Source organism: Chthoniobacter flavus Ellin428 (assembly GCF_000173075.1).
GTDB lineage: Bacteria > Verrucomicrobiota > Verrucomicrobiia > Chthoniobacterales > Chthoniobacteraceae > Chthoniobacter > Chthoniobacter flavus.
On sequence record NZ_ABVL01000001.1, the window covers coordinates 457,533 to 484,137 of the forward strand.

A 26,605-nucleotide genomic window follows, 5' to 3' on the forward strand; every position below is an offset into this window, starting at 1 on the left:
GGCCCAAGATTGACATTAGACAGGGCGGGCTGTGTCATTAGTGAATGACGAGCGTTCGTTTGGTTCGCCAATCCCTCCAGGCCTGCGTGGAAGCCCTGTCCAAGTGGGCAAAACTACGACGTGATCGGCGTCGATGCGTAGTGGCGATCCTGCTCCTGTTCCTCGTGACCATGGCCCGGGCGGATGTGACGCTCATGAGCGATCCGTTCGCGGACGGCAATCGCACGAACACGACCGGCGGCGATACGCTGGGCGGAGTATGGTGGCAGAACACGACCAATACGGGGCAGGTGACGATCGTGGACGATACGGCCGGCATCGGAACCGGGAACGCCATGCAATTGGTGCCATCGGGGGATTTCCACAAGATCATCACCTTCTTTTCGGGCACGACGCTGGCGAACCCCGGTGACACCATCAAGGCCACGTTCGACTATCGATTCCCGACCGCGCCGACGAGCGCCGGGGATGGATTCCGCATCGGCCTCGGCAACTCGAACGGCACCAAACAGTCGAGCGACACTTCCGGCTCCGGCAGCAGCACGCGCACCGACGATAAGAATTACGGCTTCAATACCAACGTGGGCGGCGCCAGCAGCACGGGGACCGGCGTGAAATACGAGGATGCGGGCGACGACATCCTCGGCGGAAGCGGGGCGGGAACGCGGTTCGGCTTCGGCACGGGCGGGGCCTCGGTGGCTAGCGGGACGACGAAACATTCGGCGCTGTTGCAAATCACTCGTCTGACGAACGGCGACCTCTACGTGCTGGCACAGGTGGATAACCTCGCCGCGGCTTCAGGCACCCATCCGGCCGCTTCCGTGCTCACCTACACGTTTGACGAGTTTGCCTACGGCTTCGGTGGCACCGGCTATCGGCCGACGATCCTGATGGACAACGTGGTGATCACGTCCACTGCGCTGAGTGTATTGAACATCACCGCGACCACGCCCACCGCGACCTCGGAGGCGCCCGCAGTCCTCACCGTGACACGGAGCAATGGTTCGGGTGCTTTGACTGTGCCCTACACGCTGAGCGGCACCGCGGTGAATGGCACGGATTACCAGACGCTGAGCGGGACGGTGAGTTTCGCGAATGGGCAGACGAGCGCAACGATCACCATCACGCCGATCGCCGCCTATTTCATCGAGACCAGCAAGACGGTGACGGTGACGCTCGGCCAGCCTACGGGCGCGATCGTGCAGACCGGCAGCGCCACGGCCACGATCGTGGACAGCCTCCAGGTGTGGACTGGGCAGATCACCCCGCAGTTTTCGGAAACCTATACGTTTTACGTGACCTCGCCGAATGGTGCGCGGCTGTGGATCGATGACCGGATGGTGGTTGCGCGCAGCTTTCCGCAAAGCGGCGAGATGCGCGGCGAGGTGGCCTTGACCGCGGGCCAGAGCGTGAACCTGCGCCTGGAATCGCTTGATACGTACCCCGGCTCGAACGTGACGCTGGAGTGGTCCTCGCCCTCGCAGCCCCGCCAGGTAGTGCCGCAGGCGCGGCTGTCGCAGCCGTCGGTCGCCAAGGCCGGAGGCTCGATCCTGGTGGAGCACTGGCTGGGAATCCCGGGCAGCGCCATCAGCTCCCTCACGTCGAATGCGAACTTTCCGAGCAAACCGAGCGGGCGCGAGCTGAACAGTTCCTTCGAGTGTCTCGCGCAGAATTGGGCGGACAGCTACGGCACTCGGGTGACCGGCTACATCGTGCCGCCGGCCACGGGAAACTACACCTTCGCCGTGAGCGGCGATGACACGTGTCAGCTCTTTCTGAGCACCGATTCGACTTCGGCGAACGAGGTGCTCATCGCGAGTGTCGCAAGCGCGACGGGATTCCGGCAATGGAACGCGCAGCCCAGCCAGCAATCGGCGCCGGTTTCGCTCGTGCAAGGGCAGCGCTACTACGTCGAGATGCTGCACAAAGAAGATACCGGTACCGACCACTGGAGCGTGGGCTGGATGAAGCCTGGCGACTCCGCGTTTTCGGTGATTCCCGGCAGTGCGCTGGTGCAGGCGGGGCTCGATCGCGCCCAGCCCGCGCAGGCCAATCTCCTCGATACGCTGGCCACCGCGCATCCGCGATTGCTGGCGACGACAGAACGCTTCCTGTGGCTTCAGTCGGTATACCAGAGCAGTACGGCCAGCATCCCCAAGACGTGGGCCACGAATGCGGTCAATACGGCCAATACCATTCTCGGACAGCCGCCGGTCACTTATACGCTGGACGCCACGGGCGATCTCCTGAATGTGGCCCGCACGGTAAAAGACCGCATCAACAATCTCGGTGTCGCGTGGTGGGTGACAGGCAACAACGCCTATGCCGACCGCGCCTGGACCGAGCTGAATGCCGTCGCCGATAATACCGCCTTCCCCGACTGGAACCCGCCGCACTTTCTCGATACCGCGGAAATGACGCATGCCTGCGCGCTCGGCTACGACTGGTTTTACAACTACTGGACGCAAGCGCAGCGCGACACCATCCGCACCGCGATCATCAACAAAGGACTCGCCGCAGGTCAGACCCAATACACGAGCGATGCCTGGTGGTCGCGGAGCACGGGTAACAACTGGAACCTGGTCTGCAATGGCGGCCTGGCGCTGGGCGCGCTGGCGATTGCTGATGAAAATGTAACGCAGAGCGAGGACGTTCTGAATCGCGCGCTCAATTCGCTGCGACCGGTGATGTCCCATTTCACGGCCGACGATGGCGCGTGGTATGAAGGGCCGGGTTACTGGAATTACGAAACAATCTATGGCACCCGCATGTTGGGCGCACTGGAATGGGCGCTGGGTAGCGATTTCGGCTTGAGCGCGACACCGATGTTTTCGGAAACCGGTTTTCACGCCATGTGCATGAATGGCCCCACCGGCCAGTCCTTCAATTTTTCCGACGGTGGCACGACCCAGGGCGGCCTGCCGGTCTCCGAGGAAACGCTGGAATGGCATGCCCGGCGATTCAATCAGCCGCTCCTTGCCTGGTACGAAAATACCTACGGCGGCGGCCCGCTTGCCGCGCTGTGGTACAACGCCACCAACGCCACCCCAGCCTCGACCGGTTTCGCCAGGGACATGGCGTATCATGGGCAAAACGGGACGCCTTACTATCACCTCGATGCGGTGACCCTACGCGGAAATTGGACTGATCCGCGCACGACCTTCCTCGGCACCAAGGGCGGCTGGATGGGCGCGGATCACGGCAACCTGGACGCGGGCGATTTTGTCCTCGATGCCCTCGGCCATCGCTGGTTCCAGGACCTCGGTCCGGATGACTACGGTCTGCCCGGCTACTTCACGAACTCACCGGCGACCAACCCGAATCGCTGGAACTACTACCGTACGCGCGGCGAAGGTCAGAACACGATCATCCTCGATCCCGGCTCCGGGCCGGACATGACTTACGATACCGTCGCGCCGATGGTCGCGTATCAGAGCTCGCCGACCGGCCGGCGCTCGATGACCATTCTCTCGCTCACGCCGAGCACGGCGGGCGTCTCCCGTCTGTGGCGTGGCTTTCAACTCATGGGCGATCGCAACCAGGTGCTCGTGCAGGATGAGATCGTCTCGTCGACGCCCCATACCGTATGGTGGTTCGCTCATTTCGCGATTCCGTCCACGAGCGTGGCCATCGATCCCGATGGGACGGCGGTGACGCTCACGCAAGGCAGCGACCGTCTGTGGTGCAAGATCGTCAGCGGTGGCGGCACGTTCCAGGTCATGAATGCCACGCCGTTGCCGACGTCGCCGAATCCCTCGGGCCAGAATGCGAACACGGGCTATCAAAAGCTGGCCATCAATCTCACCAACGTCACCAGCACGACGCTGGCGGTGTGGATGGTGCCGCTCTCGCCCGGAGATATACCGCCGACGGCACTGCCGGCGATCACCCCCCTGAGCACCTGGAATATCGCCGCCACGAACGATCCGCCGGTGACCGCGGGCGGAGCGGTGACGACAGTCGGGGACGGCGCGGTCACGGTCGACCTCCGCAACTATGTGACCGACGACGCGACGTATCCGAATGCGATGACCTTCTCCGTTGGCAATGCGCTCAGCGGCACCGTCACGTTGCTGGCCGATGGGCACACCGCGGTCTTTACCCCGAATGCCGGCTATGTCGGCATTCCGAGCTTTACCTACACGGCGACGGACAGCGGCGGACTGAGCTCGACCGGAACGATCACTGTCAGTGCGGTGACTGGCACCCAGGTCTGGAACGCCGCGGCGAATGGTGTGTGGAGCAATGGCGCCAATTGGGCTTCCGCGGTCGCGCCGGCGAGCAGCCGGGGCAATACCATCGAGTTTTTCACCGGCAGCACGCTGGCTGCGAATGTCACCGCGACGAACGACACGGGTTCATTCGCCATGAACGTCTTCACACTCAACGGCACCGCCAGTGCCGTTGCGGACGCGACGATCGCGGGCAGCGGACTCACGTTGACCAACAACGGCTCGGCCAATGCCGTCATCAATTTGAACGCCCCTACCGGCTCAGGGCTGAGTTACGACATCAATACGCCGCTGACCCTCGCCGTGGCTACGACCGCCCAAGGTTCCGGCAGCGCCGCCTTCCGTTTCAATGGCGACACCTCAGGCGCGGGTTCGCTGACGAAGGCCGGTTCGAGCACGCTCATCCTCGCCGGCACGAATACCTACGCGGGCGGCACTACGATCAGCAACGGCACCTTGCAAATCGGCAACGGCGGCAGCACCGGGACGCTCGCCGCCGGCACGGTGACGAATAACGCCACCTTGCGTTTCTACCGCGGCGATACGGTGCTCAATGTATCCAACGTCATCGGCGGCACGGGAAGCGTGCAGGTGGGAATCACCAGCGGTGGGAGCACGACGTCGATCGTCACCTTGAGCGGCGCGAATACTTTCACCGGCAATGTCACCGGCAATTCCGGCGGCATCCGCATCAGCAATGCGAGCGCCCTGGGCAGCGGCACGAAGACCTTGACCATGGCCAACGGCAACGGTGGCAATCCGTATCTCCGTCTCGACGGTAGCGGCGGCGCCATCGATCTGCCCGCGACGATCTCTTACACGGTGAGCAACAGCGCGACCACGAACGGCGCGTTTTACAACGAAGCCGGCAATAACATCATTCGCGGCAATGTCACGATCACGAGTGGAAACGGGGATACCCGGCTCATCGCCGCCGCCGGTGCGCTCACGTTCACGGGTAACTTTGCGCCGAACATCACCAGTCGAAACTTGCAACTGGCCGGCGCGGCCAGCGGCACGATCAGCGGCAATATCAGCGACGGCACTGCGCCGAATACCTTGGTCAGCATCACGAAGTCCGATCCCGGCACATGGACCTTGAGCGGCGCAATCACCCACACCGGCACGATCGTGGTCAACACCGGCCGGCTGAATTTGAACGGCAGTGTCAGCGGCCCGAGCGCCCTCACGGTGGCTGGCAGTGGCACGCTCGGCGGCAACGGGACCATTGCGCCGAATACGACGATTAGCGGCACGCATTCGCCTGGAGTCGGCGCTGGCGTGCAGACTTTCACCGGTTCGCTCAGCTATGGCGCGGCCTCGCACGTCGCCTGGGAATTGGCGGCCAATGCCAACACCAACCCGGGCGTGAATTTCGATAACATCAACGCCGCGGGTGTCACCGTCACGACCAACGCCGTCGTGGACGTGGTGCTGAACCCCACAGGCGGCAACGTGAGCCTCACCGATCCCTTCTGGGCGCAAACGCACACTTGGACCGCGCTCAATGCCACCTCCATCAGCGGCACCTTCAAGCTCGGCACCGTGAGCGCGGATAGCGCGGGTCGCGCGGTCTCCGGTTACGGCGCCTTTTCGCTCCAGCAGACCAGCACCGCGGTGAATGTCGTCTGGACGCCCGCGCCGCCCTTCCAGCAATGGCAGGCCGCCAACTTCGGTACGAACTGGAACAACCCGGCCATCGCCGGTCCGGCGGTCGACCCGTATGGCCGGGGTCTGCCCAACCTGGTGACCTTCTCCATGTTCGGGCCCACGCAAAGCGCCACCACAGCCAATGTCTCACTGCTGCCGCAAGTCCAGAAGAACGGCGGCAACTTCGTCTGCAGCTTCACCGAACCCGCCGGCGTGAGCGGCGTGACCTACGCCGCCGATTGGCGCTCCGATCTCAAGACGGGCAGTTGGCTCCCCATCACCGACACCGGCACCGGCACCACGCACATCTTCAGCGTCCCCATCGGCAGCAACGCGAAGCTCTTCATCCGGCTACGAGTGAGCACGCCGTAGGGGGAGAGTTGAGAGTTGAGAGTTGAGAGCCGGTTTTCGGCCTGCCTTGTCGCGGACCCAACTTGCTTTCTCTGTTCTTGAAAAAGCAGGCGCTGCGGCCTGCGCATTGCCCAGATCTTGGCCGGTATCTATGCGCCGAAACTGGATGGTGCTGGGAGCGGCGACTTCCTAGTCGCCGACCGAAAAACCGTTGCGCGAAGCGCCTCTCTTTTTTGGGCGTCGCTCCGCGACGCAGGGCGACCTGGAAAGTCGTCCCCTCCCACGGGGCTGTCGCCCATACCGTCTTATCCAATCCGGAAAAACATGAGTAACGCTATAACCTGTTGCGTCGCTTTTCGGGAACAGAGAAAGCAGATTTGGCCAGCGAGAAGGCAAATCGAAAACCGGCTCTCAACTCTCAACTATCAACTTATCCGCCGCCTCCGGTGGATAAGTAATCCGCAATCCCGTCCGTTTCGCAAATGGCGTGAGATGATGCGGGTCCCGCCGGGTGGCACTCATGATGTGCTCCACGGGGATTCCCCGGATCACCAGCGCATCCGCAATCAGCGAGCGATGACACCGCCACGGCACCGCTTCCGCGCACATCACCGCCACCTGTTTTGTCTGGGCAGCCTCGATCAGCTTCTCGATCGCCGCAGTAAAATCCTCCGTTTGCATGTAATCCGCATAGCCGCGGAACGACTGGTTCCTCCAACCTGAATTGACCGATTCCTGCTTCGGCTTCCGCAGCCCGCCGAGATCCTTCACATGGCGATATTCGATCCCGGCTTCATCCAGCGATTTCGCCAACGCGTCCCGCTCAAACTGGGGATTATGCCGCGAGCGTGGCACCGTCCGCACGTCCACGAGCAATGCGACGCCATGAGCCTGCAACAACCCGATAAACTCCTCGATGGGTCTGGTCGAGTGGCCGACGGTGAAAATAGTGCGTGGTTCGTGTTTCTGCATTGCAAGGTACTTCGCAGCCGGATCACCCCACGAACGCCTCCCATTCAGCCGCCCGTCAGATAGCGACGAATCTCCGTTTCATATTCCGGAAAATAGCGACCGATCACCAGCAGATCGAAAGAGGACAAAATGGAAGTATTCGACTCCCGTTCCAAAAGAAACCGAAAGCTCGCCTCGAGCAATTGTGGCGTCGAGCTTTTCTCCCCAGCCAGTCGTCGAACCTCCTCCGGCGTGACCCGCACCCGATGCTCGGTCGTGGTCTGTCCTTTGACCGTTACCAGCCATTCATTCTGCGAGAGGGGTTCAACGTCGATCATGGGGCTGTGAGTGCTTTATCCTAAAAGCGGGAATGGGATGGCCACAAAAAGGCCAAGAGGCACAAAAAGAGAATGTTCCTCGGCCAAGTAGGTGGCGCTCATCGACACCCCGCGGGTGAGACTACCTCATGGCCGGTGACCTTGCAGGCCGAAAACCGGCTCTCAACTATCAACTCTCAACTATCAACTTTATTTGGCCGCCGCCGGCGCCGCGAAGCCGCTGTCATGCATCCACTCGACCAGGCGTTGTGGCCACGAGTGGATCGATTCGAATTTCGAACGGCCGCCCAACCCGAATCCGTGTCCGCCCCGCGCATAGAGGTGAACCTCCACTGGCCGCTTGGCCTGCTCGTATTTGGCGAGTTGATCGAGGATCGGAGTGACGTGGCTGAGATCGTCATTCGCCACCACGAAGAAAGCCGGCGGCACATCGTTCGCGATCGGACCGGAAGGAATTCCCAGCGGCCCCGGATAAATCGAGATCTGAAAATCGGCCCGGCAATTCAGGCGATCGATCGGATCGGCCGCCTGCGCGTTTCCCTCCGTCGGACTGTAGACCAGCATGGCCACCACCTCGCCACCGGCCGAGAAGCCCATCACCCCGATGCGTTTCTGATCGAGGTTCCATTCCGCCGCGCGGCTGCGAATCACCCGCATGGCCCGCTGCACATCCTGCCGTGGATGAATGTCGAGAGAGTAGGGGGATCCTTCCTCCCGCGGCAGCCGATGCTTGAGCACAAACGCGGTCACACCGAGATCGTTCATCAGCTTTGCCGGTTCGACTCCTTCGCCGCCAAACCCGAGCTGACGGTGTCCACCGCCGGGAATGATCAGCACCGCCGCGCCATTGGCTTTTTCCTTGGGCGCGGGAAACACCGTGATCGACGGATTGTTGATATGCGTCACGGACGTTCCCTTGACCACCTCCGGTTCATTCTTCAGCGACTCAAACCCCGGCGCGCCGTTTTCCCAGAGATGAATGACGAGCGGTTCGTCTGCCCGGGTCAAAGACGCAGCAGAGACAAAGAAGAGGAATGCGAGGAGGAACGACAAGGGCTTCATGCAAGAGGGTTTTCTCACGCCTTCGCGCCGATGGAAAGCCTTGCCGCGGAGTGGTTGTAGTGGCGGCGACGTCTCTCCCCGTGTGTCATTCTTGGAGTGGAGGGAGGGTAACGACCGGAGCACAGTCGAAAGTCGAGTCTTCGGGACGCCTATGGGACTGCGGGGCAAACCTGGCCGAACAGAGCCTGAAACGGATCGGTGAGATCCTTTCCCCTTTTGAGATGGAGCGAGGAGCGACATCTCGAGCCGTCAAGGGAGGCGGGCAAGGGAATCCCGCCCCCCCTTAAAAAACGCGGGTTACTTGTCGTGGTCCCCGTGTTTCCGGTCGTGGTGTTTCCATTCACCGCCGTAAATCCATTTCCCCTCGTGCTCGTAACGATCCTTGTAGTGGTGGCCTTCCCACTCGAAGTCACCGGCTTCGTGTTTCCCGCCGTGGTAGTAGTGTTTGTTGTAGAAGTAGTAGTCGCCGTCGTAATCGTCCGGCACATTCGTCCACACTCCGGTGGTGACGGTGATATGAGGTTCCGCCTTGAGCAGCGGGGCCGTAGTCAGGCCGGCGGCAAGGCATAGCAGAATCAGTTTCGTTTTCATAGCCAGAGAATCGCTGGCTGGGCGGCCTACGGATGTGAAAGCACGCCCGATTGGCCGGGCTGGGTTGGCTTCCCGACACCTCGGACCGGACTATCTCGATGGACCGGCCGGCGTCCTCGGAGCACCGGCGTTGGTCCATGGAATTCCGCTGAGCGGCCTGGCCCAGCGTGCCTCGAGGAAAGATGCCTGGCGCCTCGGCGAGGGGCGGGGGAGTTTGAGCGGATTCCTCCGCTAACACTTCGCCTCACCGAGCGTCACTGGCTGAATCGTTGCCTTCTCTTTGTGCCTCTTGAGCCTTTTTGTGGCTATTCCCAGTTCCGCTTTTAGGCTTAGGGCACAGTGATCTGGGTCAGCGTGGTCACGACGATCTCGGGTTTGCCTTCGACGTCCTTGATCAGTCCAGTCACCGCTACGGACTTGCCGTCAAACTTCGAGAGCATGGCAAACGGCAGGGTGAACGAGACCGCCGAGAACACGTGATTGGGATATTTTCCGCCGAAATTGAGGAAGACCGCTTTGGGTCCCTTGCTGATCTGATCCACGGTGCCTTTCACCGTCGCCGTTTCTCCCACGTGATTCTTGGCCTCGGCCGGCGTGAGGTCGGCCGCGTGAACGGAAGCCAGGGCCAGGAGGGACAGAGCGAGGGAAACGAGGGAAAGTTTCATTTTCGGGATGTTGTGGGCTTCTCTCGCGGTGATCAACCCTGAAGGCCTTGGCCAGCTCCAGGCGATTCGGTGGCAGGAAGCGTTCTCGAACGTGGCCGTCCAAATCGTGACGCTGCCGGGTGAACAATCCGGTGGTGGAATGCGTCCAATAGAGTGCCATGTCTGAAATCACATTCCCAATTGAGTTCATCGGTGGCAGCCGGGATGGAGAGATCCGTGAAGCCACGGCCGCGCCTGACTATCTCGAGGTGCGGGTCGAGGGTGGCTTCAAGGAGATCTACGAACGGCAGAATAGCGAGCCACCGTTTGTCTATGTCCAGATCGGGTATGCGCAGAACGAGACCTGGAAATGACCATGAACGCACCGTGGGCGAGTCACCGCGGATCCGGCCAATGTAGGACCAAGGTCTGATACGCGTCGCCTTGGTGCTTCGGGAAGAATGGGGGTTCGCCATTCATGAAACATTCTTTCGTCTACCCCCTGACCTCACTACTGCTCGGTTTTCTCCTGGTTGCTCCGGTCCACGGGCATTCGGACAACGGCGTGGAACTGGCCCGTGAATCGCGCATGGCGGTGCGCGAACTGGCGGCGACCAACGCGGGTGCTCGCGCCGTCTGGAGCCACTCGGTTGCCGCCCTGGTTTTTCCCCATCTTGTCTCCACGGGCGGCATCTTCGACAAACATGAGGCGGAGGGGACGCTCATCAATCAACACACCGCTACGCTGGGGCACTACAAGACCGTGGCCGATAGTTACGGTTTCGACGATGCCAGGGGAAAAATGGGCTACGTCCTCTTCTTTGTGCAGGTGAAACCGCTGTCGCTTCTGCACCAGAAAGGCGGCTGGGAACTCGGTCGCAAACCCGGCGTGATCATCGTCGACAAATCCTTCGCCGAGTCGCTCCGCACGACGAAGCCGCAGGCGGGTATTTATGTGTTTGCCTTCAATGAACGCGGGTTGGTGAGTGGCCTCAAATTGCGCGGAACAAAGATCACGGAATTGCCGGTGGAGCATTGACGCTCCCTATCGCTCCGCGATGCGCCCTCCCACGGAAATCCACCCACTCAAACAGCGAAGAGGCACATTTGGCCCCATCGGCGATTCGCGGTTGCGTCAGCTTCACCGGTTCCACCCCGACCGATGGGAGATGGAAGGAACACGCCGACCATGGCTGCGGCCAAAAGGCGCAATTTCATATCAGAAAATTCAACATTACGGGTTCAACCAATTCTCGTGAAGTTCATCCGTGCCTTCTTCGGCATCACTCCACGCCACGGCGAAGTAGCCGTCTCTGGTATAGGGATGCGTGGAGGCCAATCTCGCGAATTCGTCAAAGGTTTCCTGACTGTCGATGAGAACCGCGTAAAAGACATGGTCCGGTCGTTCCAGTAACTCAAAGAGGACTTCGCCGTCGCAAAGTCCATCAGTCAGCTCGGTGAAGGTGGTTCCCTTCACCAATCGCCCGATGTCGCGAATTTCCGGCGCCGGTTTGTAGTAGGTATGCATCAGGAGCGAGGACGAGCGAGATTCAGAAGCCAGAGAGACAAGCCGATCAGAAGCAAGAATGCCAGCACGCTTGGCCACAGTGGGATCAAATGGGCAGCCACCACGACTTCAGGCCGGATGAGCAGACGCGCCAATTGGGCCAGCGACATCACACCGAATACGAACCCCGCCACTCGCAATCCCATGGTTTGAGAGTTCATAGCGGAACATCAACTCCGCCGCTCGCGTCTTCAACAAGAATGCACGCGTCCCTTGCACACCGGCCAGAACGCCGGATTCTAGTGTGCCGGTCGCATAAAGAAGCGCTCCCCGATGAAGCTCTATTTTCCCAGCAGTAGGCAGACGCCAGTGACGAGAGCGAGAAGTGGCAGCACGAAGCTGAGCGTCCCAAGACTGATTCCGAAAAGCCCGACGACTCCAATGAGGACGAGGTAAAGGCCGAGCAGCGTCGTGCCGAGATTCTTGGGAAGTTTCATGGCGGTCCCTCTTGTCGATAAGGTATCACCACTTGACCGATATTCAAACAGCCCGGATGGGCAGGCGCCGTCTTCATTCTCCGCTCACCTCGTGGTTGGCGGCGCGAGCAAACAGCTGTCAGAAATAGGGGTCATTCGGGCCAGGCGACATTCTTTTGACAGGTCGATCCAACGCCACAAGAATTTGGGCAAAGGAGGTGGTTCCCAACACGGATTCAGTGGAATCACGCGAGCGATAGCCAAACCCGGGCACCCGGCGATTTTCCATCCGGAACCGTGCCGTCGAAGGCCGGCTCGTTGATCGCTTGCACGAGATCGGACTCCCTCACGCCGATCTCACTTTCTGGCAGGTGACAACGCGCACGGAATACTTTCTCCGCGGCTGCAAATACTCTCAAGTTGGTCTCGAGAGAGTGCGCGGGTAGCGCTTCATCGAATTCGACCAGGGCGGTCGCCCTCGCCATCACGCCGTAGTGCTCGACTGGCTTTCTAAACGCCACCAGTCCGATTTTGAATTGAGTGCTGGTCGTTCTGGGAACAGGAGGAGTGCAGCAATGCATCAACTACTGAATCGTATCCCAATTGCCCTGCGGCTTTCCTACCTCAGATCCTCTTCCACGGGGTCCGAAATTAAGCTATCGCTGGTGATGGTGTCGGCGGTGACCGCCAAAGCCGATGGATACGTTCGTATTCCGATTAATGGGCTTTCGCGTCTTCGATTTTGACAACTCACCGCTTGGCGGGTGGTCCAGATCCTCCCGATAGTTTGGGTCCACATACGAGTGGCTGTAGAATTCGTGGTGATAATGTTCCAACGCTCCGGGTTCGTCGTGCTGCGGGACCGCCGCTCGGATTTGAGGAACATCCAGTAGCCCCAGGCAGAGCAGAGCCATCGCCCCCGATTTCAACGTTCCCAAAATGATTCCAGAATGGGTCGGCGATTCGCCATGCCCACTCGTGGTGACGGAGCGAAGTTCGGAGGCTGGTTCCAACTCACGTTGGCCTCCGCGTCCGCAGGTGGTGTTCGGGCTCAGTGGTTTCATGGGTCACCCATTCCTGGTAGATGACGTATCGGCGAGAGGCGGGGGAATTTAAGCGGATTCCGCCGCTGACACTTTCAACTCGCCGACCGTCAATCACGGAATCGGATCTCCATGGAGCAGCGGATTGATTTGGCACCCGCGGATGAACTCATTTTCTCCTCCCGGCGGCTCCCAATTGCCCCGCGGCTTTCCGGCATCCGTTCCGCTTCCGCCCGAGCCCGCCTTCCCGATCACCGGCCGGGCTTTGCGAATGGGTTCCGGCACAGGCTATCGCCATTTCCGTCGGCCGCACCCGTGGCAGTGAAAGGGCTGGAACGCGTTGAACACGGCGGAAAGGAACCAGATCGGAGTCCACAGCCCGAGGGTGAAGAGGCACAAAAACAGATGCTGGCCATTGTGGGTGCCCTCTTTGAAAAAAGACCGGGGGCCGTGGAAGTGTCCGCGAATCGTGGCCATGGCTGATTGAATCTCAGAAATGCCGGTTTGCGAAGGCGCGGCCGGAGTGGGTCTTGAGGTATTTTTCGAAGTCGATTGCCTTCGTCCGGTCATGGAAAGCAATCGCGACATTGATTTTCCATGGTCGATGATCTGAGGTGTAAGAGACTTCGCCAGCGTTGTGCCGGCGCAACCGGTCTTCCAGATCGTCCGTGCGGCCGACGTAATATCGCGTGGGGTCCGCTTCGCTCACCAGGATGTAGACGTAGGTGAACTTCGCCATCGGATGGGGATTGTGTTGGCCAAGGCCGGTGCGAGAAGCCCGGCTTCGCTTCGCTATGCCGTGGCACTTTTTTCGTCTCTCTGAGTCGAAAAAAGTGGAGGCGAGGGGAGTTGAACCCCTGTCCTGATGACTCTCATCACAAGTTTCTACATGCTTAGCCCGTCCTTAATTTGAGGAGAGAAACGATTGGCGGGCAAACTGCCCTCTCCCGGTCGACCACGAAATTTTCTTACCTTTGGGCGCGGTCATTCCGCCCTCGGGCCAGCCTGCTGTCGTCGCCCCCGCCGCCAGCAGGCGTCACAGCGGGGACGTCACGGTCAATTAAGCCGCGAGGGCCAGCTCCTCCGAAGAGAAGTCGGCTTCAACTACGTTGTTCGCAGTTATGTTTTGCCCAGGTGTTTTAACGAGGCCAACCAGGCTTCCTCGGCATGCGGCCTGTGTCTCGAACCAACAGTCGAAACCAGTACGCCCCCTTTTGGGTAAGGAGAATGTAGCGGGGAGGAGGAAGGGATGCAAGGGGGATCGCGGGAGGGGGCGGATATCGGAGATGGGAGATCGGAGATCGGAGTTCGGGAATCGGCGTGCCATTCGGCATCCGGAGTTCCCGATCTCCGATCTCCGATATCCGATATCCGCATTCCGAACTGAATACTGATCACTGATCACTGAACACTTGTCCCCGCCCCCCGCCCCGCTACGCTCCCACGCCATGCCCAAACCCCTCCTCCCGCTTTTGCTCGTTGTTGCCTTGATGTCGCTTTCCGGCTGCTCCTTGTTCCACAGGAAGGCGCCGAAGTCTTCGGCGCACATCTACGAAGGGGATTCGCCGACGTTGCGCTTTACCGACAAGCCGGAAGCGGCGGGTGGCGAGGTCAACCCTTATTGATCGCCGGGACGACGACGACCGGGCAGCGAGCTTCTTTGATGACGCCGTGGGTAACGCTGCCGACGAGCAGATCGTAAAAGGCGCCGTGACCGTGGGAGCCGATGACGATGAGGTCAGCCTGCTGTTCGCCGGCTTCGTGCACGATTTTGTCGACGATCGGCCCCTGGATGTGCAGGGCGATGACGTCGCAACCGCTGGCGAGGAGCCGCGTCTTGATGTCGTCGAGGTGCTGGCGTTCGACCTTGTAATCGCGGGCGGCAGTGATCCGCACGGTGGGTGGGCCGGCTTCGAAGCCGACGAAATCAGGTTCGGGCTCGGCGACGTTGAGGACGATAAGGCGGCCCTGGAAGGCCGCGGCGAATTTCCGCGCTGTTTCGACGACGGTGGGGGTGACATCGGAGAAATCAACCGGAACGAGTATGTTTTTCATTTATTGCCTCCTTGTTAATTTCGCACGGTAGGGTAGCCCTGCGTGCCCCTGCTGTCGCACTATTCTTTGCCTTTCCCCGGTCGTCAATTGGCCGTTCCGGGGCTACCGTTTTACCGTGTCCGATCTCTTTTCCACTGAAGCACCTCCCGAACCTCAGGTAGCGACGAATGCGCCGCTGGCCCAGCGGATGCGTCCGCGTTCGCTGGAGGAGTACGCCGGTCAGGAGCACATTCTGGCGCCGGGGAAGCTGTTGCGCCGGGCGATCGAGGCGGACCGCATTTCGTCGATCATTCTCTTCGGCCCTCCGGGGACGGGGAAAACGACGCTGGCGGAGATCATTGCCAGCGCCACCCAATCGCGCTTCGAGCGGCTGAGCGGGGTGGAGAGTAATGTGGCGGATCTGCGCCGGGTGATTGCCACGGCGGCAAATCGGCTGACCAACAAAGGTGAGAAGACGATCCTGTTTATCGATGAGATTCATCGCTGGAACAAAGCGCAGCAGGATGTGCTGCTGCCGGATGTGGAGCGGGGGACGGTGCGGCTCATCGGTGCGACGACGCACAATCCGTTTTACTATATCAATTCGCCGCTGGTTTCGCGTTCGCAGGTGTTCCAACTCGAGCCGCTCACGCCGGCGGATTTGGTGAAGCTGCAGAAGCGCGCGCTGACGGATGAAGAGCGTGGCTTTGGGAAGATGAAGATCGAGGTGGCCGAGGAAGCGTTGCTGCATCTCGCCACGGTGGCGGATGGCGACGCGCGAAAATGCCTGAATGCGCTGGAGATCGCAGTGGTGACGACGGAGCCGGACAAGGCGGGCGTGATCCATATCGACCGCGCGAACGCCGAGGAGTCGATCCAGAAAAAGGCCGTGGTCTACGATGCGGGTGACGATCAGCACTACGATACGATCAGCGCATTTATCAAAAGCGTGCGGGGGAGCGATCCGGACGCCGCGCTCTACTGGCTGGCCAAGATGCTCTATGCGGGGGAGGACATTCGCTTTCTCGCGCGGCGGTTGGTGATCCTGGCCAGCGAAGACATTGGCATGGCGGATCCGCAGGGGATCGTCATCGCCGTGGCGGCGCAGCAGTCGGTGGAATTCATCGGCCTGCCCGAGGCGCAGATTCCGCTGGCGCATGCCACGGTGTATCTGGCCACCGCGCCAAAATCGAATCGCGCTTATGCCGGCATTCTCGCGGCGAAGAAGGAAGTGCAGGAAGGTGTGACGCTCGCGGTGCCGCGGCACTTGCGCGACAAGAGCAGCAAGCGCGCGGCGAAGGCGTTTGGGCACGAGGGGTATCAATACAGCCACGATTTCGAAGGGGCCTACGTCCCGCAGGCTTATCTGCCGGAGGGTCGGCGTTATTACGAACCGAGCGATCAAGGCTATGAGAAGCGCGTGCGGGAGCGGCTGGAATACTGGCGGGCGCTTTTCGAGCAGGCGCAGGCGGAGGGTAAGACGAAATAATTGGGGATGGCGTACCATTATCGGTGTCATCCTGAGCGGAGCGCTCGTGGGCCAGTGGGGAGCGTGCAGTCGAAGGATCCCGCCGCTCTACGAGCGATGTTCGCTGGTTGTTTGGTTGGGTTTGCACGTGGTTCCAAAAGCGTCTCGCTGGTTGTTCGGCGGGGTTCTTCGACTGCGTGCCCGCCGCCTTGCCGCCGGGTACTCCGCTCAGAATGACCGCGGGGAGAGAGCGCCTCGCAAGCCAGCCGCGGTTGGATATCGCTACTTGCGTATGAGGCTCCGCCCAATGAGCCGAGCGACAACGCCGCTAATGGCGCGCTGGTTTGCGGGTTGTCGGAAGAACCGCTCACCCTTCCCGCCCATGTCTCCCCGCTATCTCCTTCCCATTCTCCTCACCCTACCCTTGGCGCTTTCGGCATTCGCCGAAGAGAAAGCGCCCCAGGAGACCTTCCTTGAAGCGGATGCGGCCGGGCCGGATTTCGCCGTCCAAGGCGAATACACCGGCGAAAAATGCGCGGCGCAGGTGATCGCCCTCGGTGCGGGCAAATTCCACATCGTCGGCTGGAGCTACGGGCTGCCCGGGACGACAGATGAGGCCGAGAAGAAGGTCGAAGTCGACGCGCAGCGCGAGGGAGACAAGGTGACTTTCGATGGCAGTGGTTGGAAGGGCGCGATCCAGGCGGGGCAATTGATGGGGACGAACGACCAGGGCCGCACTTTCGAACTGCGCCACATCGTCCGCGAATCGCCAACACTCGGAGCCAAGCCGCCGACTGGCGCGCTCGTGCTTTTCGATGGCACCTCGGCCGACGCGTGGGCGGGCGGACACATGGACGATCGCAAGCTGCTTTTCGCCGGCACGAAGTCGAAACAGAAGTTCGGCGACTTCACTTTGCATGTCGAATTCCGCACTCCCTTCAAGCCCACGGCACGCGGTCAGGCGCGGGGCAACAGCGGCGTATATCTGCAGGACCGCTACGAGGTGCAGGTGCTCGATTCTTTCGGACTGAAGGGCGAGAACAACGAATGCGGCGGCATCTATTCGAAGATCAAGCCGCGGCTAAACGCCTGCTTCCCTCCGCTCTCCTGGCAGACCTATGACATCGATTTTGAGGCCGCGCGTTTCGATGCCGACGGCAAGAAGACGAAGGACGCCGTGGCCACCGTTCGACAGAATGGCATCCTCATCCAGGACCACGTCGACATTCCCAGTTCGACGGGCGGCGGCCAACCGGAAAAGCCGGAGCCCGGTCCGATCCAACTGCAAGGACACGGCAACCCCGTCTTCTTCCGCAACGTCTGGATCGTGGAGAAGAAGTAGTGGGGCGGAGGCGGAAGTGATCAGTGCTTAGTGAAGAGGTCGCGGCGGCGCGCGCGATGTGGAGGTTTGACAGCGCGGCTGGGCTTCGCCTTTGTTGGCGCATGCCGTGTGAAATCGCCGCATGAAGACCTCGGAATTCCGCGTTGATGCCGCGGCGGCAGGGCCGCGTCTCGATCAATTCCTCGCGAGCGCTGCGGCCGGCCTTTCGCGGGCGCGCATTCAGGATTTGATCAAAGAGGGCCACGTGACGCTGAACGGCGGCGTCGCCAAGGCGAGCGCACGACTGCGCGCCGGCGATGCCGTGACGCTGCACGAACCACCGCCCGTGCCCACCGAAACGGTGGCCGAGGAGATCGCGCTCGATGTGCTTTTCGAGGATGACGACTTGATCGTGATCAACAAGCCGGCGGGCCTCGTCGTGCATCCGGCGGCCGGCAATTGGTCGGGCACGGTGGTGAATGCCTTGCTGCATCACTGCCAGACTTTGTCCGGAATCGGCGGCGAGCAACGGCCCGGCATCGTGCATCGCCTGGACAAGGACACGAGCGGATGCCTGGTCGTGGCCAAGAACGACGCGGCGCATCAATCTCTGGCGAAGCAATTTGCCGGGCGCGAAGTGACGAAGATTTACCTCGCCCTCGCGGCGGGAAAGTGGGCGCGGAAGAGTGGAGTGATCGAGGCGCCGATCGGCCGCCATCCCGTGCAGCGGAAGAAGATGACGGTGCTGCCGGCAGACAAGGGCCGCGCGGCGAAGACCGGCTATCGCGTGCTGCTGGAGTTGCCGGTGGGCACGCTGGTGGAGTGCACGTTGCACACCGGGCGCACCCACCAGATCCGGGTGCACCTCAAGCATCTCGGCCATCCGATCCTCGGCGATGAGGTCTACGGGCGGCGGGGCGATTTTGCGCGGCAGATGCTGCATGCCTGGCGACTGGGGTTCGTGCATCCCGGCACGGGAAAACATTTGAATTTCGAGTCGCCGATTCCACCCGATTTCGTAGAAGCTGGTGTCCCGAATCCCCTGCCATGAGTGAATTCCCCAACGCCCTCGATCTCGTCTACAGCACGCTGCGCGAATTGCGCGAGCAAGGTGTGGAGTTGCGCGCCTCGGCGGATGCACTGGAACGCCTCGCCAATACCCGCACGGTCGCACCCGTGTCGACGCCGACGGCGGCCCCGCCAGCGGCCGCGGTGGCGGCGCCGGTGGCCCCGACACCGAAGCCGGCATCCGAACCGGTGAAAGCAGCCGCCCGGGTGAGCGAAACGGCGCCCGTCTCGCATTACGATGGCCCACGCATGGCCCCGCTCGAGGGTTCGAAGGCCGAGCGCCTGGCGGCGATGCGCGGCCCGGTGCTGGCCTGCACCAAGTGCCCGCACCTGGTGAAGTCGCGCACCCAGGTCGTCTTCGGCGTGGGCAATCCCGAGGCGGAGTTGATGTTCGTCGGCGAAGCGCCCGGCGAAGACGAAGACCGGCAGGGCGAACCTTTCGTCGGCAAGGCGGGCCAGTTGCTGACCAAGATCATCGAGACGATGGGCTTCGCCCGCGGAGACGTCTACATCGCCAATGTCCTCAAGTGCCGCCCCGACATGCCGCCGGGGATGCCCGGTAATCGCAAGCCGAAGGTCGAGGAGATGCAGACTTGCCTGCCGTATCTGCGGGAGCAGATCGATATTATCCGGCCCCGCCTCCTCGTGGCGCTCGGGGCGACGGCGATGGAGGGACTCACCGGCTCGACCGATTCCATGTCACGTCTGCGCGGACGCTGGCACGATTTCCACGGCACGCCGCTGATGGCCACGTACCACCCCGCTTATTTGCTTCGCAACCAATCGCTGAGCGAGAAACGCAAAGTGTGGGAAGACATGCTCATGGTCCTGGAGCGTCTCGGTAAAATGATTTCGGAGAAACAGCGGAATTATTTCCTATCGAAGTAGATTCTCTTCGCCTGGTGCCACGGGCCGTGTCTTGCCCGTGGCTCGTTTGTACGACCAGGCCAGCGCTTTCGGCGAGAACGCCGATGCGAGGGCATAGATGAAAGCGAAGCGCACGGTCATGCGCGACACCTTGACTTTACCGGGCTTGGTGAGTGTGCCCGGTTTGGCCAGCAGCCGCAGCGTGCGCAGCCCGATGTACCACGGTAGAAAGCACGCCATGCGCAGCCGGGCGGAACGCAGCGTGGAGATGTATTCGTATCCGGCGTCGAGTTGCTGGGTCGCGCGTTCCAGCCAGCGATCGTAGACGGGTTGCGCTTTCACCGGCGCATCGAGCAAGGGCGTGGGGGAAGTGCCGGCGGCGCGCAGTTCCGGTTCGGGCAGATAGCAGCGGCCGTTGCGCAGGTCTTCGGTGAAATCGCGCAGGATATTCACGAGCTGCAGTCCCTTGCCGTATTCCTCGCCGAGCTTGCGCAAATCCGCGAGCCCGAGCGAAGAGCACCCCGGCAGATGATTCAGGCAAACCCGCGTCCAGAATTCCCCGACGCATCCGGCGACAAGATACGTGTATTCGTCGAGTTCCTCCGCACTCTGCAGCGCGACCACATGCACGCCGCCGACGCTGAAGCGCTCGAGGTCGAGTGTTTGTCCGCGAATGATCCTCTCCAGCACGTCCACGATCTCGCTGCGGTCCTTGTTATCCACGTGCTCGAGCCACTGCAGGCAGCGGTCGAGATTGCAGAGCAGCATGGTCTCACCCGCGTGCGTCGTGTGAATGTCCTGCTGCAACTCCGCCAGGCCATCGGTCTTGCCCGTGCGGATCATCCGGGCAAAGGAGGCCAGATGATGGAGCCGCGTGGCCTCCGGCACCTCCGGGCTGTCGGCAATCGTATCGCTCGCCCGGGCGAGCAGGTAGGCCAGTCCCACAGGGGCGCGCAACTTCGACGGCAGTAGCCGGATCGAAAGGTAAAATGAGCGGGAGACCGAAGCGAGCAGGGGGCCGCCGAGATCTTTGGTTTGGAAGGCCATGTGAGGCGAGGGATTACACGAATCCGACTCGGTTGGGGAGGGGATTGATGGCGGCTCTTCTGGGAGACTCGGGGCGAGGTGCATACAGGGTGCGTATTTGTGCGTGGATGACCTTGGGCGAAGTCGCGTGTATCATTGCAAGAAGCGTGCTCGCGCCGTTCGCTGACTGTCTACATCGAGGCGCGCGATCAGGTGCCACCCGTGACCGTATAGCCCTGTGCCCGCAGGTCCTCGGCCAAATCTTTTTCCATCTGCGCCGCCGCTTCATAAGGCATCGGATTGAGATGGGCGAACAACTCGGGCATGAGCCGGAGGCCATACTTCCGTACCGTCCAGGCAGACTTGTAACCGTTCTTGTGATTCTCGAAACGGTGCTCCACCGGCAAGCCGGTCATGCCCACATAGACACACGGCTTCGTCGGATCGCGCTGCGGATTGAGCCGTAACACCGAAGGATGCTCCGCGACCGCGTCATCGAGCAGGATGACGTAGACGTTGTGATGAAAATCGGCAGCAGACATGGCGCAGCGATTTCGAGAGGGGGGAGCGCTCAGCGCAATTTTATACGCCGAAGGCGTTACATCATCCAGCCCAGGGTTGCGAGGAACGAGCAAACAGAAGTGCTCTAAGATTACTCCATTACGCGGTCTCGGACACTTTCCACCCTAACGGGCCGGAGGCGTTTCCTCCGGCCCGTTCCCTTCGCTTACCTGCGGGCTAGCACCCTGGCCGCCAGCTCAGCCGGCACGATCTCGAAGCGCGCGGGCACCATCGAATACTCCGCGCGTCCCTTGGACAGGGAACGGATCGCATTCGCGTAGCCGAACATTTCCGCCAGCGGCACTTCCGCGGTGACCACGGCGATGCCGGCCTTGGTCTCGAGTTCGCGCACGAGGCCGCGGCGACGATTCAGGTCGCCGACGATGTCGCCCTGGTATTCGGGCGGCGTGGTGCATTCCACCGACATGATCGGCTCGAGCAGCACGGGCTTCGCCTTCGCCACGGCATCCTGGAAAGCCAGGCTGCCGGCGATCTGGAAGGCCAGGTCGCTCGAGTCCTTGCTGTGGAAAGAGCCGTCGACGATATCGACCGCTAGGTCCACGACGGGATAGCCGCCGAGGCCGCCGCTCTGTGCGGCTTCGAGGATGCCCTTGCGGACCGCCCCGATGAATTGCCGCGGAATGGCGCCACCGACGATCCGGTCGTTGACGACCAGCCCGCTACCACGTTCCAGCGGAGTGATCTCCACGAACACGTGGCCGTGCTGGCCGACACCGCCGTTTTGCTTGATGTGCCGGCCTTCGCCTGACGCGGAAGCGGTGATGGTTTCTTTGTAAGCGATCTCCGGCGCGCCGGCGCGGGTGGCGACCTTGAAGTGCTCGAGCATGCGTTCACGAATGACTTCGAGGTGCAGTTCACCCATGCCGGCGATGAGCGTCTGGCCCGTTTCCGGGTCGGAGCTCACGCGGAAGGTAGGATCGTCTTCGGCGAGTCGTTGCAGGACGAAGCCGAGGCGTTCCTGGTCGGCGCGCGTCTCCGGCTCGATGGCCATCGACACCACCGGCGGCGGGAAGGTTGGCGGCGCCAGCAACACGGGCGCGCGTTCCGCGCACAAGGTGTGGCCAGTGACCACGTCCTTCAGCCCGGCGACGACGGCGATGTCGCCGGCAAAGGCGGCTTCGAGCGCGGTCTCTTTGTCGGCGCGCACTTCCGAGACGCGGCTGATGCGTTCGCGACGCCCGGTCACGGTATTGAGCACGGTGTCGCCCGGGCGCAGGACGCCCGAATAGACCCGGACGAACACGCGGCGGCGCGAGAATTCATCCGTGCTGAGCTTGAAGACCAGCGCGCGGAAGGGTTCCTCGTCGCCCGCAGGCACGGCGATGCTTTCGCCGCTGTCGGGGTCGGTGCCGATGGCCGGCGGCAGATCGATGGGGCTGGGCAGATAATCCACCACCGCATCGAGCAGCGCCTGGACACCGACGTATTTGAACGCCGAGCCGCCGACGACGGGCACGAAACGATTCGCGATGGTTTGCCGGCGGATGGCCGCCTTCAATTCCAGCGCGTCGATTTCGCGTTCCGCCAGGAAGGCGTCGGCGATCGGTTCGTCGATTTCCGCGAGGACTTCGATGAGCGCATGGCGCGCTTCGGTGGCACATTCGCGTTCCGCCGCGGGTAACTCCGTGATGTGATAAGTCAGGCCGTATTCCTGGGCGACATCATAGACGATCGCCCGGCCATGGATGACATCGATCTGGCCGCGCAAGTCGTCCTCACGCCCGATGGGAATGAGCACGGGCCACGCGTTGGCATTCAGCTTGGTGCGCATTTCGCCGACTACGCGCTCGAAGTCCGCGCCGAGCCGATCCATTTTGTTGATGAATGCCAGTCGCGGCACGCCGTAACGCGTGGCCTGGCGCCAGACGCGCTCGGATTGCGGTTGCACGCCTTCCACTCCGGAGAACACGGCGACGGCGCCGTCGAGCACGCGCATCGAGCGCTCGACCTCGGCGGTGAAGTCCACGTGACCGGGTGTGTCGATGATATGGATGCGATGGCGCACGCCGCGGAAGGGCTTGAGCAGCCCGTCCTCGGCTTGCGGCGTCCACGCGCACGAGATCGCGGCGGCGGCAATGGTGATGCCCTTGCGGCGCTCGATTTCGTCGAAGTCCATGGTGGTATCGCCATCATGCACCTCGCCGGCGTGATGGATCGCGCCGGCGTAGAAGAGGATGCGCTCGGTGAGCGTCGTCTTGCCGGCGTCGATGTGCGCAGCGATGCCAATGTTCCGGGTCTGTTCGATCGGAACGTTGCGTCTCACGGTGGTGTTGGTCTTGGTGGTGTTCATGGTGACTCCTTGGTTGGGTTGTGGTGGTGAAGTCGCCACGCGTCCCCCCGCGAAGGGAAACAGATCAGGGCATGAAAAACCCCGCTGGCTCACTTCGAGGAGGCAGCGGGGCGAAAGGAAGAAAGCTCCGTCTCCTAGACGGTGCTCGCGCTGCTCCTCGATGAGGAAATAAATTTCAGAATCCGGCTCGCCGGGGCAAAACCCATCCGGAACGAACGAGCCGAGTGGCTCGTGCGCTCTGCGCGATTCAGAATGAAGCGGACGGATGTCATGTGGCGTTGAGGTTAAATTATTTTTGGCCTTTCGTCAAATTTCGCACCGTCCGCCGGTTCAAAAGTGGCGCGTCGTGGCCAATGATTCGGGGGATTTGGCGTTCGCTCTTTTACGAACGTTTTGTCGAGCGGAGTTTGGCGCGTTCCGACTTGGTTGGCGATGCGTCTTTCCACGCCTTGCATTGGGACGGTTTTCACGAACACGGTGGAGACGCCTGCGGATAGCCGCTGTGTCCGAGTGTTACCCTGATCTTCGTGGCAGTTTCTACGCAGTTAGTTCTGCCCTTGTTGGTCCGATGCAAGGCGGGTTCGCATTTTGCCGATCGGTCGGAGTGCCGGGATAACGGTTTTCACGGAAGAGAAGTCACTCCATTGCTCGACAATTCGGACGCATAGTTACCGAAGGTGCATGTTCGTAAAATGTTATAACTCCGAACACTTTGTAACAGCGGTTTCTCCGAGTTATAGATACACTGATTTATCTTGCACCGGGCTGGCGCGATCTGCTCATTGTCGAGCGATCGAAAGCACTTCTGCTTCGATTGCCCAAAAAGCGAAATTCTAACTCCTCGTAAGAATACCTAAACATGAACCGCAAGATCAAAAGATACACGGGTTATGCGGCAGCGGTGGTGGTCGGTATGCTGGCCTTCTGCTTTGTCGCCTCTTCGCGAGCGGACAACTCTATTCGTGGCAAGACGACCATCTGTTACCGGTGTCACACCCTTGTCGTCGATAATGGCGAGGTGAAGGATTACCTCCGCTCGGGGGCCACTGTGGGCGCCTGCGCCACGAGCCCGTAGATCCTTCGCGTCCAGACAGTCATCGAAGTTACCAAGGCCCTGGGTGAGAATCCGCTCAGGGCCTTTTTCCTCCGACGCTCGAGATGACGATTTTGCTGCTTATCCTGTTGGCGATCGCCATGGTTGGGACTCAGTTGTTGCTCGGTGGAAAAGAGCCGGCCTTCAGTCTGCCCGGTTACGGCGTACTGGCGCTGGGAGCGGTGTTGAGTGTGTGGTCATTGCGGCGCCTGCCGATTTCCAGGCGCACGTTGGTGTGCATCGCGACCAGCGTCGTCTTCTTCGGTTGCATCGTGATTCGCGCGTTGTTTTCGGAAGACCATTACCTGGCGAGGAGAGACCTGTATCTCGCACTGGCGGTGCTGATCGTTTACCTGCTGGTCGTGTTGCAGGTGATCTCGCCCCGATTGCGTTTCTCGTTGGTCGGCGTCCTGCTGGTGCTGGGAGTGGTCGATACGGCCATCGGTGCGCTCCAGTACCAGCGTGGAGATGGCTTCATGCCGTTCGAATTTTTGTCGGCGGTGGGATATGGGGCGCGGGCGCGGGGCTTCTTTGGATGTCCGAATCATTTGGCGGGCTTTCTCGAGGTGGTGGTGATGCTGGGACTGAGCGTGGCTTTCTGGAGTGCCTGGCCGTGGTGGGGGAGGATCCTCATTGGTTACGCTTCGGCGGTCTGCGGCGTCGGCTTAATGCTCACCGGAAGCCGCGGTGGCTACATGGCGCTGGCGGCAGGGTTGATGATTCTGGCCTGTCTCAGCGCGCTGCTCCTCAACCAACGAGGCCGGCCTTCACTTGCGCTCGCGCTGATGGCCAGCGTGGCCGTTGGGCTGTCGGCAGGAGCGTGGAGCATCCAGGCGGTGCTTCCGGCCGTATCCACGGTGCGCGACAAGATCCATTCCGTCGTTTCGCTGGAAGCCGCTGTCGTGAATTGCCGGCCCCGGCTTTGGTCCTCGGCGCTGCAGCAGTCTGGCCTGAGCCCCGTGGCCGGAACGGGGAGCGGCACTTACCTTTACTACGGACGGCAATTTCGCGATCCGTCCATCCAGACCGATCCCGTTTATGCGCACTGTGATTACCTCCAGTTACTTGGAGAATACGGAATTGTCGGTGCGGTGGGTTTCTTGCTCTTTTTCGGATGCCATCTCGTCAGCGGTTGGAAGGCTTTTTGGCAGCAGAGTTCCCTCTACGGGGAGGCCGGAGGAGGAGGGCAGGGCGGTTCGGTGGCGCTGACGATCGGCGCTCTGTGCGGCACCGTCGCCATCGCGGTGCATTCCTGCGTCGATTTCAATCTGCACATTCCAGCCAATACGCTTTTCGTGGCCTTTGTCTTTGGCATGCTCGCGAATCCCGGTGGAGAACAGCGCCGGTTCGATCCTGCGTGGATGCCTGGTTGGCGGGCGGTGTTTGCCCTGCGTTGGGGCTTTGGCTGATGGCCGCCGTTCTGCGGACGTTACCTGCGGAATATGAGGTTGAACGGGCGAGAGCATTGCTCGCCGATTCGCGTTACCTCGAGTCTGCGGAGGTCGCCGGGCAGATTGTCGAATTCTCCGAGCGCGGGCTGCGCTACGATGCGCGGAATACCGAGTTGTACTATTGTCTCGGAGAAGCGCATTTCGCGCTCGCCCGCACCGCCTCATCCCCCGCCGAATCGCAACGGCACCACGAGAAAGCCGTGGCCGCGTATCGGCAAGCCCGGCAGATCGCCCCGCGCGACGTCCGCCTGTATTTGTGCGAAGCGATTTCGCTGGATGCTCTGCGGCGATTCGATGAAGCCGGAACCGTTTTAGATCAGGCGCGAGAGTTGGATCCCAATTCGATTTATGTCCTCCATGCCTGCGGCAGCCATCTGTACGCGGAGAAAAAGTTCTCCCAGGCGGAAGCCGAGTACCAGAAAGCGCGGCAATTGGGCAGTGAAGGTGCGCAGTACTGGCTGGAGATCCTCGCGGAAGATAAAAAGGCCGGGGGGCTGGGTGTGACATCATCCGGTTTACCAGTCGGGGCCACGGCGCCCTAGCTGCGTCTCTCCCGGAAC

Annotated in this window: 24 protein-coding genes and 1 other RNA gene; 11 read left to right on the forward strand and 14 right to left on the reverse strand. The window is 61.4% G+C overall.

Features of this window, described 5'->3' with window-relative positions; translation table 11 throughout:
• The first annotated feature begins 140 nt into the window (after positions 1-140).
• On the forward strand, positions 141-6,254 hold the full coding sequence (locus CFE428DRAFT_RS01860; protein WP_049975514.1) for a PA14 domain-containing protein: 6,114 nt from the start codon (positions 141-143) through the stop codon (positions 6,252-6,254).
• A gap of 390 nt (positions 6,255-6,644) precedes the next feature.
• Here the strand turns inward: CFE428DRAFT_RS01860 and CFE428DRAFT_RS01865 are convergent, their stop codons facing one another.
• The 5 genes from CFE428DRAFT_RS01865 to CFE428DRAFT_RS32800 all read right to left on the reverse strand — a co-directional run bounded on the left by CFE428DRAFT_RS01865 (position 6,645) and on the right by CFE428DRAFT_RS32800 (position 9,840).
• Positions 6,645-7,205, reverse strand: coding sequence for a DUF488 domain-containing protein (locus CFE428DRAFT_RS01865; protein WP_006977725.1), 561 nt, complete (start codon positions 7,203-7,205; stop codon positions 6,645-6,647).
• Positions 7,206-7,249: 44 nt separating this feature from the next.
• Positions 7,250-7,522, reverse strand: coding sequence for a hypothetical protein (locus CFE428DRAFT_RS01870; RefSeq protein ID WP_006977726.1), 273 nt, complete (start codon positions 7,520-7,522; stop codon positions 7,250-7,252).
• A 189-nt stretch (positions 7,523-7,711) separates the two neighbouring features.
• Complete coding sequence (locus tag CFE428DRAFT_RS01875; RefSeq protein ID WP_006977727.1) at positions 7,712-8,584, reverse strand: alpha/beta hydrolase; 873 nt, start codon at positions 8,582-8,584, stop codon at positions 7,712-7,714.
• Between the two features lie 297 nt (positions 8,585-8,881).
• The gene (locus CFE428DRAFT_RS01880; RefSeq protein ID WP_006977728.1) at positions 8,882-9,175 is read right to left on the reverse strand and encodes a hypothetical protein; all 294 of its coding nucleotides are present in this window, start codon (positions 9,173-9,175) and stop codon (positions 8,882-8,884) included.
• A 329-nt stretch (positions 9,176-9,504) separates the two neighbouring features.
• Positions 9,505-9,840, reverse strand: a complete 336-nt coding sequence (locus CFE428DRAFT_RS32800) for a hypothetical protein (RefSeq protein ID WP_006977729.1) — start codon at positions 9,838-9,840, stop codon at positions 9,505-9,507.
• 158 nt (positions 9,841-9,998) lie between these two features.
• On the opposite strand from CFE428DRAFT_RS32800, the gene CFE428DRAFT_RS01890 reads away from it, so the two are divergent.
• Both CFE428DRAFT_RS01890 and CFE428DRAFT_RS01895 read left to right on the forward strand, forming a co-directional pair.
• Entirely contained in the window at positions 9,999-10,193 is a 195-nt protein-coding gene (locus CFE428DRAFT_RS01890; protein ID WP_006977731.1) for a hypothetical protein, read from the forward strand.
• A gap of 104 nt (positions 10,194-10,297) precedes the next feature.
• The gene (locus tag CFE428DRAFT_RS01895; RefSeq protein ID WP_006977732.1) at positions 10,298-10,858 is read left to right on the forward strand and encodes a lipid-binding SYLF domain-containing protein; all 561 of its coding nucleotides are present in this window, start codon (positions 10,298-10,300) and stop codon (positions 10,856-10,858) included.
• A gap of 195 nt (positions 10,859-11,053) precedes the next feature.
• On the opposite strand, the gene CFE428DRAFT_RS01900 is transcribed toward CFE428DRAFT_RS01895, so the two are convergent.
• The 5 genes from CFE428DRAFT_RS01900 to ssrA form a co-directional block, all read right to left on the reverse strand.
• Positions 11,054-11,425, reverse strand: coding sequence for a hypothetical protein (locus CFE428DRAFT_RS01900; protein ID WP_131989170.1), 372 nt, complete (start codon positions 11,423-11,425; stop codon positions 11,054-11,056).
• 242 nt (positions 11,426-11,667) lie between these two features.
• The gene (locus CFE428DRAFT_RS38375; protein WP_006977735.1) at positions 11,668-11,823 is read right to left on the reverse strand and encodes a hypothetical protein; all 156 of its coding nucleotides are present in this window, start codon (positions 11,821-11,823) and stop codon (positions 11,668-11,670) included.
• Positions 11,824-12,047: 224 nt separating this feature from the next.
• Positions 12,048-12,323, reverse strand: a complete 276-nt coding sequence (locus tag CFE428DRAFT_RS01910; protein ID WP_042724206.1) for a hypothetical protein — start codon at positions 12,321-12,323, stop codon at positions 12,048-12,050.
• 1,012 nt (positions 12,324-13,335) lie between these two features.
• Positions 13,336-13,584 (reverse strand): GIY-YIG nuclease family protein, encoded by a 249-nt coding sequence (locus CFE428DRAFT_RS01920; protein WP_006977739.1) that lies wholly within the window; start codon positions 13,582-13,584, stop codon positions 13,336-13,338.
• Between the two features lie 92 nt (positions 13,585-13,676).
• Positions 13,677-14,057, reverse strand: a transfer-messenger RNA (tmRNA) gene (ssrA, locus tag CFE428DRAFT_RS34930).
• Between the two features lie 236 nt (positions 14,058-14,293).
• On the opposite strand from ssrA, the gene CFE428DRAFT_RS36875 reads away from it, so the two are divergent.
• Complete coding sequence (locus CFE428DRAFT_RS36875) at positions 14,294-14,470, forward strand: hypothetical protein (RefSeq protein ID WP_006977740.1); 177 nt, start codon at positions 14,294-14,296, stop codon at positions 14,468-14,470.
• On the opposite strand, the gene CFE428DRAFT_RS01930 is transcribed toward CFE428DRAFT_RS36875, so the two are convergent.
• Positions 14,457-14,900 (reverse strand): universal stress protein, encoded by a 444-nt coding sequence (locus CFE428DRAFT_RS01930; protein ID WP_006977741.1) that lies wholly within the window; start codon positions 14,898-14,900, stop codon positions 14,457-14,459. The two genes, CFE428DRAFT_RS36875 and CFE428DRAFT_RS01930, sit on opposite strands and share 14 nt — an antisense overlap.
• Before the next feature lie 115 nt (positions 14,901-15,015).
• Here CFE428DRAFT_RS01930 and CFE428DRAFT_RS01935 point away from each other — a divergent pair, with 115 nt between their 5' ends.
• The 4 genes from CFE428DRAFT_RS01935 (at position 15,016) to CFE428DRAFT_RS01950 (ending at position 19,624) form a co-directional block, all read left to right on the forward strand.
• Complete coding sequence (locus CFE428DRAFT_RS01935; protein ID WP_042724208.1) at positions 15,016-16,368, forward strand: replication-associated recombination protein A; 1,353 nt, start codon at positions 15,016-15,018, stop codon at positions 16,366-16,368.
• A 361-nt stretch (positions 16,369-16,729) separates the two neighbouring features.
• Entirely contained in the window at positions 16,730-17,689 is a 960-nt protein-coding gene (locus CFE428DRAFT_RS01940) for a 3-keto-disaccharide hydrolase (protein WP_006977743.1), read from the forward strand.
• Positions 17,690-17,810: 121 nt separating this feature from the next.
• Positions 17,811-18,719, forward strand: coding sequence for an RluA family pseudouridine synthase (locus CFE428DRAFT_RS01945; protein ID WP_006977744.1), 909 nt, complete (start codon positions 17,811-17,813; stop codon positions 18,717-18,719).
• Positions 18,716-19,624 carry a uracil-DNA glycosylase gene (locus tag CFE428DRAFT_RS01950; RefSeq protein WP_006977745.1) on the forward strand — a complete coding sequence of 303 codons (909 nt, stop codon included), beginning with the start codon at positions 18,716-18,718 and terminating at the stop codon, positions 19,622-19,624. The genes CFE428DRAFT_RS01945 and CFE428DRAFT_RS01950 overlap by 4 nt, the downstream gene beginning before the upstream one ends.
• On the opposite strand, the gene CFE428DRAFT_RS01955 is transcribed toward CFE428DRAFT_RS01950, so the two are convergent.
• The 3 genes from CFE428DRAFT_RS01955 to fusA form a co-directional block, all read right to left on the reverse strand.
• Positions 19,613-20,650, reverse strand: a complete 1,038-nt coding sequence (locus tag CFE428DRAFT_RS01955) for a phytoene/squalene synthase family protein (RefSeq protein WP_006977746.1) — start codon at positions 20,648-20,650, stop codon at positions 19,613-19,615. The two genes, CFE428DRAFT_RS01950 and CFE428DRAFT_RS01955, sit on opposite strands and share 12 nt — an antisense overlap.
• Before the next feature lie 188 nt (positions 20,651-20,838).
• Positions 20,839-21,171: a hypothetical protein gene (locus CFE428DRAFT_RS01960; RefSeq protein ID WP_006977747.1), complete on the reverse strand. Its 333-nt coding sequence runs from the start codon at positions 21,169-21,171 to the stop codon at positions 20,839-20,841.
• Between the two features lie 185 nt (positions 21,172-21,356).
• Positions 21,357-23,501 carry an elongation factor G gene (gene fusA, locus CFE428DRAFT_RS01965; protein WP_006977748.1) on the reverse strand — a complete coding sequence of 715 codons (2,145 nt, stop codon included), beginning with the start codon at positions 23,499-23,501 and terminating at the stop codon, positions 21,357-21,359.
• An 859-nt stretch (positions 23,502-24,360) separates the two neighbouring features.
• Here fusA and CFE428DRAFT_RS01975 point away from each other — a divergent pair.
• The 3 genes from CFE428DRAFT_RS01975 to CFE428DRAFT_RS01985 all read left to right on the forward strand — a co-directional run bounded on the left by CFE428DRAFT_RS01975 (position 24,361) and on the right by CFE428DRAFT_RS01985 (position 26,587).
• On the forward strand, positions 24,361-24,576 hold the full coding sequence (locus tag CFE428DRAFT_RS01975; protein ID WP_006977749.1) for a hypothetical protein: 216 nt from the start codon (positions 24,361-24,363) through the stop codon (positions 24,574-24,576).
• An 83-nt stretch (positions 24,577-24,659) separates the two neighbouring features.
• The gene (locus CFE428DRAFT_RS01980) at positions 24,660-26,003 is read left to right on the forward strand and encodes an O-antigen ligase family protein (protein ID WP_006977750.1); all 1,344 of its coding nucleotides are present in this window, start codon (positions 24,660-24,662) and stop codon (positions 26,001-26,003) included.
• Positions 26,003-26,587: a tetratricopeptide repeat protein gene (locus CFE428DRAFT_RS01985; protein ID WP_006977751.1), complete on the forward strand. Its 585-nt coding sequence runs from the start codon at positions 26,003-26,005 to the stop codon at positions 26,585-26,587. Before CFE428DRAFT_RS01980 ends, CFE428DRAFT_RS01985 begins: the two co-directional genes overlap by 1 nt.
• Positions 26,588-26,605: the final 18 nt, after the last annotated feature.

What these genes read in the sequence shown, in the direction of transcription:
- CFE428DRAFT_RS01865 (WP_006977725.1), bottom strand. Translation starts at nt 7,205, where the DNA reads ATGCAGAAACACGAACCACGCACTATTTTCACCGTCGGCCACTCGACC.
- CFE428DRAFT_RS01870 (WP_006977726.1), bottom strand. Translation starts at nt 7,522, where the DNA reads ATGATCGACGTTGAACCCCTCTCGCAGAATGAATGGCTGGTAACGGTC.
- CFE428DRAFT_RS01875 (WP_006977727.1), bottom strand. Translation starts at nt 8,584, where the DNA reads ATGAAGCCCTTGTCGTTCCTCCTCGCATTCCTCTTCTTTGTCTCTGCT.
- CFE428DRAFT_RS01880 (WP_006977728.1), bottom strand. Translation starts at nt 9,175, where the DNA reads ATGAAAACGAAACTGATTCTGCTATGCCTTGCCGCCGGCCTGACTACG.
- CFE428DRAFT_RS32800 (WP_006977729.1), bottom strand. Translation starts at nt 9,840, where the DNA reads ATGAAACTTTCCCTCGTTTCCCTCGCTCTGTCCCTCCTGGCCCTGGCT.
- CFE428DRAFT_RS01890 (WP_006977731.1), top strand. Translation starts at nt 9,999, where the DNA reads ATGTCTGAAATCACATTCCCAATTGAGTTCATCGGTGGCAGCCGGGAT.
- CFE428DRAFT_RS01895 (WP_006977732.1), top strand. Translation starts at nt 10,298, where the DNA reads ATGAAACATTCTTTCGTCTACCCCCTGACCTCACTACTGCTCGGTTTT.
- CFE428DRAFT_RS38375 (WP_006977735.1), bottom strand. Translation starts at nt 11,823, where the DNA reads ATGAAACTTCCCAAGAATCTCGGCACGACGCTGCTCGGCCTTTACCTC.
- CFE428DRAFT_RS01920 (WP_006977739.1), bottom strand. Translation starts at nt 13,584, where the DNA reads ATGGCGAAGTTCACCTACGTCTACATCCTGGTGAGCGAAGCGGACCCC.
- CFE428DRAFT_RS36875 (WP_006977740.1), top strand. Translation starts at nt 14,294, where the DNA reads ATGCCCAAACCCCTCCTCCCGCTTTTGCTCGTTGTTGCCTTGATGTCG.
- CFE428DRAFT_RS01930 (WP_006977741.1), bottom strand. Translation starts at nt 14,900, where the DNA reads ATGAAAAACATACTCGTTCCGGTTGATTTCTCCGATGTCACCCCCACC.
- CFE428DRAFT_RS01940 (WP_006977743.1), top strand. Translation starts at nt 16,730, where the DNA reads ATGTCTCCCCGCTATCTCCTTCCCATTCTCCTCACCCTACCCTTGGCG.
- CFE428DRAFT_RS01945 (WP_006977744.1), top strand. Translation starts at nt 17,811, where the DNA reads ATGAAGACCTCGGAATTCCGCGTTGATGCCGCGGCGGCAGGGCCGCGT.
- CFE428DRAFT_RS01950 (WP_006977745.1), top strand. Translation starts at nt 18,716, where the DNA reads ATGAGTGAATTCCCCAACGCCCTCGATCTCGTCTACAGCACGCTGCGC.
- CFE428DRAFT_RS01955 (WP_006977746.1), bottom strand. Translation starts at nt 20,650, where the DNA reads ATGGCCTTCCAAACCAAAGATCTCGGCGGCCCCCTGCTCGCTTCGGTC.
- CFE428DRAFT_RS01960 (WP_006977747.1), bottom strand. Translation starts at nt 21,171, where the DNA reads ATGTCTGCTGCCGATTTTCATCACAACGTCTACGTCATCCTGCTCGAT.
- fusA (WP_006977748.1), bottom strand. Translation starts at nt 23,501, where the DNA reads ATGAACACCACCAAGACCAACACCACCGTGAGACGCAACGTTCCGATC.
- CFE428DRAFT_RS01975 (WP_006977749.1), top strand. Translation starts at nt 24,361, where the DNA reads ATGAACCGCAAGATCAAAAGATACACGGGTTATGCGGCAGCGGTGGTG.
- CFE428DRAFT_RS01980 (WP_006977750.1), top strand. Translation starts at nt 24,660, where the DNA reads ATGACGATTTTGCTGCTTATCCTGTTGGCGATCGCCATGGTTGGGACT.
- CFE428DRAFT_RS01985 (WP_006977751.1), top strand. Translation starts at nt 26,003, where the DNA reads ATGGCCGCCGTTCTGCGGACGTTACCTGCGGAATATGAGGTTGAACGG.